The sequence below is a fragment of the Nocardioides sp. YIM 152588 genome, assembly GCF_040191335.1.
Classification (GTDB): domain Bacteria; phylum Actinomycetota; class Actinomycetes; order Propionibacteriales; family Nocardioidaceae; genus Nocardioides.
In genome coordinates this window covers 21,500-28,556 of record NZ_JBEGDJ010000050.1, presented here as the reverse complement: position 1 = coordinate 28,556, position 7,057 = coordinate 21,500, and the positions used below count along the sequence as shown (strand labels likewise).

At 72.5% G+C, this 7,057-nt stretch carries 6 protein-coding genes; 2 read left to right on the top strand and 4 right to left on the bottom strand.

Features of this window, described 5'->3' with window-relative positions:
* Positions 1-1,377, bottom strand: a 1,377-nt coding sequence (gene dnaG, locus ABLM29_RS18215) for a DNA primase (RefSeq protein WP_349715896.1), incomplete at its 3' end; no start/stop codon positions are given.
* Between the two features lie 132 nt (positions 1,378-1,509).
* Here dnaG and ABLM29_RS18210 point away from each other — a divergent pair.
* Both ABLM29_RS18210 and ABLM29_RS18205 read left to right on the top strand, forming a co-directional pair.
* Positions 1,510-2,331 carry a L,D-transpeptidase gene (locus ABLM29_RS18210; RefSeq protein ID WP_349715895.1) on the top strand — a complete coding sequence of 274 codons (822 nt, stop codon included), beginning with the start codon at positions 1,510-1,512 and terminating at the stop codon, positions 2,329-2,331.
* Between the two features lie 52 nt (positions 2,332-2,383).
* The gene (locus ABLM29_RS18205; protein WP_349715894.1) at positions 2,384-3,451 is read left to right on the top strand and encodes a choice-of-anchor P family protein; all 1,068 of its coding nucleotides are present in this window, start codon (positions 2,384-2,386) and stop codon (positions 3,449-3,451) included.
* 48 nt (positions 3,452-3,499) lie between these two features.
* On the opposite strand, the gene ABLM29_RS18200 is transcribed toward ABLM29_RS18205, so the two are convergent.
* From ABLM29_RS18200 to dusB, 3 genes are all read right to left on the bottom strand, one after another.
* On the bottom strand, positions 3,500-4,771 hold the full coding sequence (locus tag ABLM29_RS18200) for a deoxyguanosinetriphosphate triphosphohydrolase (RefSeq protein WP_349715892.1): 1,272 nt from the start codon (positions 4,769-4,771) through the stop codon (positions 3,500-3,502).
* 53 nt (positions 4,772-4,824) lie between these two features.
* On the bottom strand, positions 4,825-5,778 hold the full coding sequence (locus ABLM29_RS18195) for a VldE C-terminal domain-containing protein (RefSeq protein WP_349715891.1): 954 nt from the start codon (positions 5,776-5,778) through the stop codon (positions 4,825-4,827).
* A 134-nt stretch (positions 5,779-5,912) separates the two neighbouring features.
* Positions 5,913-7,037: a tRNA dihydrouridine synthase DusB gene (gene dusB, locus ABLM29_RS18190; protein ID WP_349715889.1), complete on the bottom strand. Its 1,125-nt coding sequence runs from the start codon at positions 7,035-7,037 to the stop codon at positions 5,913-5,915.
* Between the last annotated feature and the right edge of the window lie 20 nt (positions 7,038-7,057).

Sequence of the window (7,057 nt, the reverse complement as noted above, 5' to 3'; positions counted from 1 at the left end):
GTCGGGGCGCCCGGAGGCGCCGGGCCCGCCGGGTCCGCCAGCGCCGCCGGAGCGGCCGGCGACGCGCCGTACCTCCGAGCGCGCCTGGTCCGGGTCGACGCCCACCAGGCCGGCCAGCTCGCGGGCGAACGCGTCCACCTTCGCCTTGTCCCGGACGCTGGCGACCAGCCGGGCGCCCTCGCGGAGGGCGTCGATCCGCCCGTCGGCACGGTCCAGGTCGAAGCGCTTGACGACGCTCTCCAGCGCGAACCGGTACAGCGGCCGGCGGCCGGCGATCAGCTCGCGCACCGCCTCGTCGCCGGAGTTGATCCGCAGCTCGCAGGGGTCCTGCCCCTCGGGCGCCACCGCGATGTAGGTCTGGGAGACGAACCGCTGGTCGCCCTGGAACGCCTTGAGCGCGGCCTTCTGCCCGGCCGAGTCACCGTCGAAGGTGAAGATCACCTCGCCCTGGGTGCCCTCGTGGTCGTCGAGGAAGCGGCGCAGCACCCGGGCATGGTCGTCGCCGAAGGCGGTGCCGCAGGTGGCCACGGCCGTCCCGACGCCGGAGAGGTGGCAGGCCATCACGTCGGTGTAGCCCTCGACCACGACCGCCTGCGCGGAGCGCGCGATCTCGCGGCGGGCCAGGTCGATGCCGTACAGCACCTGGCTCTTCTTGTAGATCGGGGTCTCGGCCGTGTTGAGGTACTTGGCCTCGATCTTGTCGTCGTCGTGGATCCGGCGGGCGCCGAAGCCGATCGTGTCCGACGCGCTGTCCCGGATCGGCCACACCAGCCGGCCGCGGAACTTGTCGTAGTGGGACCTGCCCATCGCCACCAGGCCGGCGGCGATCACCTCCTCGGAGGTGAACTTCCGGTCCCGAAGGTGCCGCCACAGCGCCTCGCCCTCGCGGGGCGCGTAGCCGACGCCGAACATGGTGGCGGCGGCCTGGTCGAACCCGCGTTGGTCGAGGAAGCGCCGCGCCTCGATCGCCTCCGGGGAGCGCAGCTGCGCGGCGTAGAACTCCTGCGCCACCGCGTGCGCCTCGACCAGCCGTCGCCGCTGAGGGCCGCGCGGCTTGTCGTCCGGCCCGCCCTCCTCGCGCCGGAGCTGGACGCCGTACTTCTCCGCGAGCCGCTCGACGGCCTCGGTGAAGCCGAGTCCGTCGATCTTCATCAGGAAGGAGATCACGTCCCCGCCCTCACCACAGCCGAAGCAGTGGTAGAAGCCCCGGCTCGGCGTGACGTGGAACGACGGCGACTTCTCGTCGTGGAAGGGGCACAGGCCCTTCTGGGAACCACCGCCGGCGTTGCGCAGCGTGACGTAGGACGACACGACCTCGTCGATCCGGGCCTTCTCCCGGACCGCTGCGATGTCGTCGTCACGGATCCGGCCAGCCATATACCGAATCCTACTGACGAGTCATCCCCAGTTCGGCATAGTTCGCCCGTGACCTTCCCGGCGACTCGTCGTTGGTAGGTCCGAGGGGGAAGCGGTGTAGACCACCGCACATACTTCTGGGGGGAAGTTCAGATGGGGGACACTACGAGCGCGCCCGAACCGGGAAACCGTGGGGCGTCGCTGCTGATCGCCGTGCTCGCCTGCGTCGCACTGATCGTCGCGGTCCGGGCCTACGGGGTGCCGGGGCAGCCCGACACCGGGTCGTCGGCGGAGGTCGTCGACGGCGCCGACATCGACCTGGCGAGCCTGACGGCGACCACGACCGAGGCCAGGATCAAGGCCGCGCCGGTGGACGGCAACCCGGACCAGGCGCCCGACGGACTCGTCGTGCACCCGAAGCGCGCGGTGCCGGTCTTCGACGTGCCCGACGGCACGGCGATCGCCAAGGTCGGGCCGCACCAGTTCGGCGACACCTGGCTGCCGGTCGTCGACCGGCAGCGGGGCTGGGTGCAGGTGCTGCTCCCGTCGCGCCCGAACGGCTCCACCGGCTGGCTCCGCGCGGCCGGCCTGCAGCGCGCCCACAGCCGGTTCCTGGTGCGGGTGCACCTCGGGTCCCGGACCATGGGCCTCTACGAGAACGGCGCCGAGATCGGCAGCTGGCCGGTCGCCGTCGGCGCCGGCGACACCCCCACCCCCACCGGACGCACCTTTCTGCTCGGGCAGATGGTCGATGACCAGCAGTCCTTCTCACCGCTGATCCTGCCCCTGGGCACGCACAGCCCGACCCTCGACTCCTACGGGGGCGGGCCCGGCACGGTCGCCATCCACGGATGGACCGACGCCAGCGTGTTCGGCAAGGCGGTCAGCCACGGATGCATCCGCGTGCCCGACGAGGCGCTCGCGGAGCTGCGATCGGTGCCGCTCGGCACCGCCGTCCTCATCGACGAGGCCTGACCGGCCGCCACCTCGACCAGACCCGAGACCAGAAAGACCAGAGGGGAACACCATGAAGACCACCCGACTCGCCGCCGTCGCGAGCAGCGTCGCGCTGCTCGTCGCCTCCGGCGTCTCCGTCGCCCTGCTCGGCGCGGGCGGCACCGCCAACGCGGCCACCGCGTCGTCCTCGGCCACCGGGGTCAGCCTGAAGGTGGCCGGGCACGTCCTCCACGAGGGCCCCACGGTGACCTGGACGAGCGGCGGGACCGTGACCGACTCGGCGGTCTCGATCCCGGCGGGCCACCACGTCAGCGGCAGCCTGCTCAACGTCAGCGCGAGCTCCGGGGCGGCCAGCGCCAACCTGGCGGAGCTGAGCGTCGAGCTCGACCTGTTCGCCGGCATCGAGCACCTCACGCAGATCTTCACCGAGCTGCACCCCGTGTGCGGCGCCATCGAGGAGGTCGAGCTGACGGAGATCGAGCACAAGTTCGTCGACAAGCACGGCCTGATCGTCCCGGACCTCATGGAGAAGGTCGTCAACAAGAAGCTCAAGCTGATGAGCTCGCTGCACGGCTACTCGGGCCACGGCCGGACCTCGGCGAAGACCTTCGGCCTGCTGCTGCACCTGCACAAGGTGAAGTCGATCAAGCTCTCCAAGCTGTCCGTCCACCACCTCGAGGGGCTGTGCGAGGTCGAGGGCGGGCACTCCACGATCTTCGGCTTCACCAAGCTGGCCGTCGACTGCATCGACGGCGTCGGCAGCACCTCCGTGATCGGGCTGACCGTGGCCGGCAAGACCCACGAGCTGGAGGCCCACGAGGCCAACCACGGGATCGAGATCCCGGGCCTGATGACCGTCCAGCTCAACCGCCAGACCCACAACGCCGACGGCTCGCTGACCGTGGACGGGCTCTACGTGAACTTCCACGACAAGGTCGAGCTCACCGTCGCCACGGCCACCTGCGGCACCCCGCCGTCCACGCCGCCGTCCACGCCGCCGGCGCCCACCCCGCCGCCCACGACGCCGCCGACCACGCCGCCGGCGCCCACCCCGCCGCCGACCACGCCGCCGACCGACGTGCCGCCGGCCCCGACCCCGACGTCCCCGGTCACCACCAACGTTCCGGTCACCGGCTGACGCCGGCACCGCAGCACCCCTCCGGGGCTGCCCCCGCCTCGTGCGGGGTCAGCCCCGGAGGTACGTGCGGTGCCAGGCCTCGGCGCTCGCGTCGGTCAGCGAGGCGACCTGGTCGATGACCACCCGCAGCCGCGCGGCGTCGTTCGCCGCCTCGGCCCAGTCGGCGGCGAACGACGCCTCCAGCACGTCCGGACGCCCGTGCACGAAGCCGACGAGCTCGGCGAGCAGCTCGCGCTGCCGCTCCTGGATCGCCACCCGCCGCTCGTCCTGCATCACGTAGTGGGCCGCGAGACCCTTGAGCACGGTGATCTCGGCGCGGGTCGCCTCGGGGACCACCAGGTCCGCCGCGTAGCGGACGAACGGGCCGTCGGCGGCCGCGAACGTGGCCTGCTGGGCCGCGCCGCAGAACCGGCCGATCAGGTCGCTGGTCACGTTCTTGAGGGCCGCGAGCCCGGCCCGCCCGCCGTCGTACGGCGCCGTGGGCCAGCTGCCCACCGCGCGCAGCCGCGCGAGTGCCGCGTCCAGCGCGTCGTCGCTCGCGTCCGGCGCGTACCAGGCGCGGACGGTCTCCCACACCGCGGCCGTGTCGATCCGGGTGAGGTCGATCTTCCCGGCGACGGTGCCGTCCTCGACGTCGTGCACCGAGTAGGCGACGTCGTCGGCGAGGTCCATCACCTGCGCCTCGACGCAGCGCCGGTGCCGCGGAGCGCCCGTGCGCAGCCACGCGAACGCGGGGGCGTCGTCGGCGTACACCCCGAACTTCGAGCCGGCCACGGGCACGCCGTCGGCGTGCACCCCGCCTGCGGCGGGCGCCTCGGCGGCCGGCCACGGGTACTTGGTGCACGCGTCCAGCGTCGCGCGGGTCAGGTTCAGGCCGACCGACCGGCCGTCGGCGTCGACCGTCTTGGACTCCAGGCGCACCAGCAACCGCAGCGTCTGGGCGTTGCCCTCGAAGCCACCGCACTCGGCGGCGAGCCCGTGCAGGGCGCGCTCGCCGTTGTGCCCGAACGGCGGATGGCCGAGGTCGTGGGCGAGCGCAGCGGTCTCGGTGATGTCCGCGTGGGTGCCCAGCGCGCGGGAGAGGTCGCGCGCGATCTGGGCCACCTCGAGGCTGTGGGTCAGCCGGTTGCGGACGAAGTCGTCGCTCTGCGGCCCGACCACCTGCGTCTTCGCCGCCAGGCGGCGGAACGACGCCGCGTGCACCACCCGCGCGCGGTCGCGCTCGAACGGCAGCCGCTCGGGCGCGTCGACGCGCTTGGGCGGCTCGGCCACCAGCCGTTCGCGCGCGTGCGCGTCGTAGCGCTCCTCGACCCCGTCCACGGGCGCGACCCTATCGAGTGCCGGGCTGAACGCCCGGCACCTCCGCACGCGGATCAGTACGTCGCGACGTGCACGTGGTCGTAGTGGTTGGCCGTCGCCGAGCCCCGGTCGGACATGGCGCGCCAGCCCTCGCCGGAACGCTCCTGGGTCCAGATCCGCTGGCGCCAGATGATGTCGTAGAGGTGCAGCTCGGACGCGTGGGCGCGCAGGAACTCCGCGATCGCGGTGCCGAGCGCGACGTCGCTGGTCATCACGTCGATGGCACGGCCGGAGGTGTGCTCGCCGTGGTTGTCCCAGCCGCCGTAGCTGGTGATCTGGGGGAACGCGTTGCAGACCGCACGGTAGACGGCGACCGCGTTGGCGGTCAGGCCGCTCTCGACGGAGCCGTCGGGGCAGGGGGCCGTCGAGAGCCCGGCCGCGGCGGCGACCTCGGCAGGCTCCTCGGCCGGCTTCTCGTCGGCCAGGTAGCCCGCGGTGACCCAGCGGGACTCGCCGCCGACGACGATCTCCTCGCGCTCGCCGTAGGCGCGGCCGGTGACCGTCACCTTCTTGCCGGCGTCCAGCACGCCCTTCTGGGTCGCCCCCGCGTCGGGGCGCGTCCAGAGGTTGAGGTCCTCGGTGGTCCACATCTGCCGGTCGGCCGCCGCGATGGCGGCGGCGACCGAGTCGGCGCTCAGCAGCGCCTCGACCTCACTGAGGGGGCGCAGCGCCGACCGGGACAGGGACTGCTCGCGGAGCGCGGTCGCGCTGACCTTCGTGCCCGCCTTCTTCGCGCCACGGCCGACGGTGTCGTCGCCGGACTTTTCCTCCGGCTGCTGCACGGCACCGGAGATGTCGCCCGCAGCACTGCTGGGGTCGACGGCCAGCACGGTGCCGCCGGAGCCGGACCCCAGCACCCCGACGGTGACCGCGGTACCGGTCGCCAGGGCGGCAAGGGGGCCGGCGATGAAGGCGGCCCGGGGCTTCTTCTTGAGTCGCGCGGTTTCCCGCTTGTGGCTGTTGGCCACGCGCTGATTCCTTTGCTCTCGCGTTCAGGACATGGTCGCGAGAACAGTTCCGTCCCCATGACCGAGCCAGCACCATAAGCACAGGTGCTAGCAGCACGGCCAATCCCAGGACGCAGAATTTGGTGTGACGAATTTCACCCGCCGGTGGTCTCGTCGACGTCCTCGGTGAGGTGGAAGTCGGAACCGTCGGCGTCGTCGAGCCATCCGTCCGGCAGCGCGACCCGGGCCCGCGGCGAGCCCTGACGCCCCCGCGGGGCACCCAGCGCGGAGACCGGGAACGGCTCGTCGGGATCGAGGTCGGCGAGCAGCGCGCGGAGGCTCTCCAGGCTGCTGACCAGCCCCAACGAGCGCCGCAGCTCGCCGCCTGCGGCGAACCCCTTGAGGTACCAGGTGACGTGCTTGCGGAACTCCTTGCAGCCCCGCTCCTCCCCCATGTGCTCACTGAGCAGCTCGGCGTGGCGATACATCATCGCGGTCACCTCACCGAGCGTCGGGAGGGCGGTGGTCTCCCTGCCCGCGAAGGCGTCCGCGAGGTCGCGGAAGAGCCACGGCCGGCCTAGACAACCTCGCCCGACCACGACGCCGGCGGCACCGGTCTCCTCGACCATCCGCAGGGCGTCGGAGGCCTCCCAGATGTCCCCGTTGCCGAGCACCGGGATGTCGACGTGCTGCACCAGCGTGCCGATCGCCTCCCAGTCGGCCTGCCCCGAGTAGGCCTGGGCGACGGTGCGCCCGTGCAGCGCGATCGCGGCGCAGCCGCTCTCCTGGGCGATCCTCCCCGCGTCGAGGTAGGTCAGGTGATCCTCGTCGATCCCCTTGCGGGTCTTCATGGTGACCGGCACGCCGTACGGCTCGGCCGCGCCGACGGCCGCCTCCAGGACCCTCGCGAGCAGCCCGCGCTTCCACGGCAGCGCGCCGCCGCCGCCCTTGCGGGTGACCTTCGGGACCGGGCAGCCGAAGTTGAGGTCGATGTGGGCGACGCCGTACTCCTCGCAGAGGATCGCCGCCGCCTTGCCGATGTAGGCGGGGTCGGTGCCGTAGAGCTGGACCGAGCGCACGTCCTCCGCCTCGTCGAAGACGAGCATCCGCTTCGTGGTCTCGTCGCCCTCGACCAGCCCGCGGCTGGTGATCATCTCGCAGACGTAGAGACCGGCGCCGAACTCGGCGCAGAGGCGGCGGTAGGCGGCGTTCGTGATGCCGGCCATCGGGGCCAGCACCACGGGCGTGGGCACCTGCAGCGGGCCGAGGGTCAGCGTCACTGTTGCGGGGTCCTCACTGG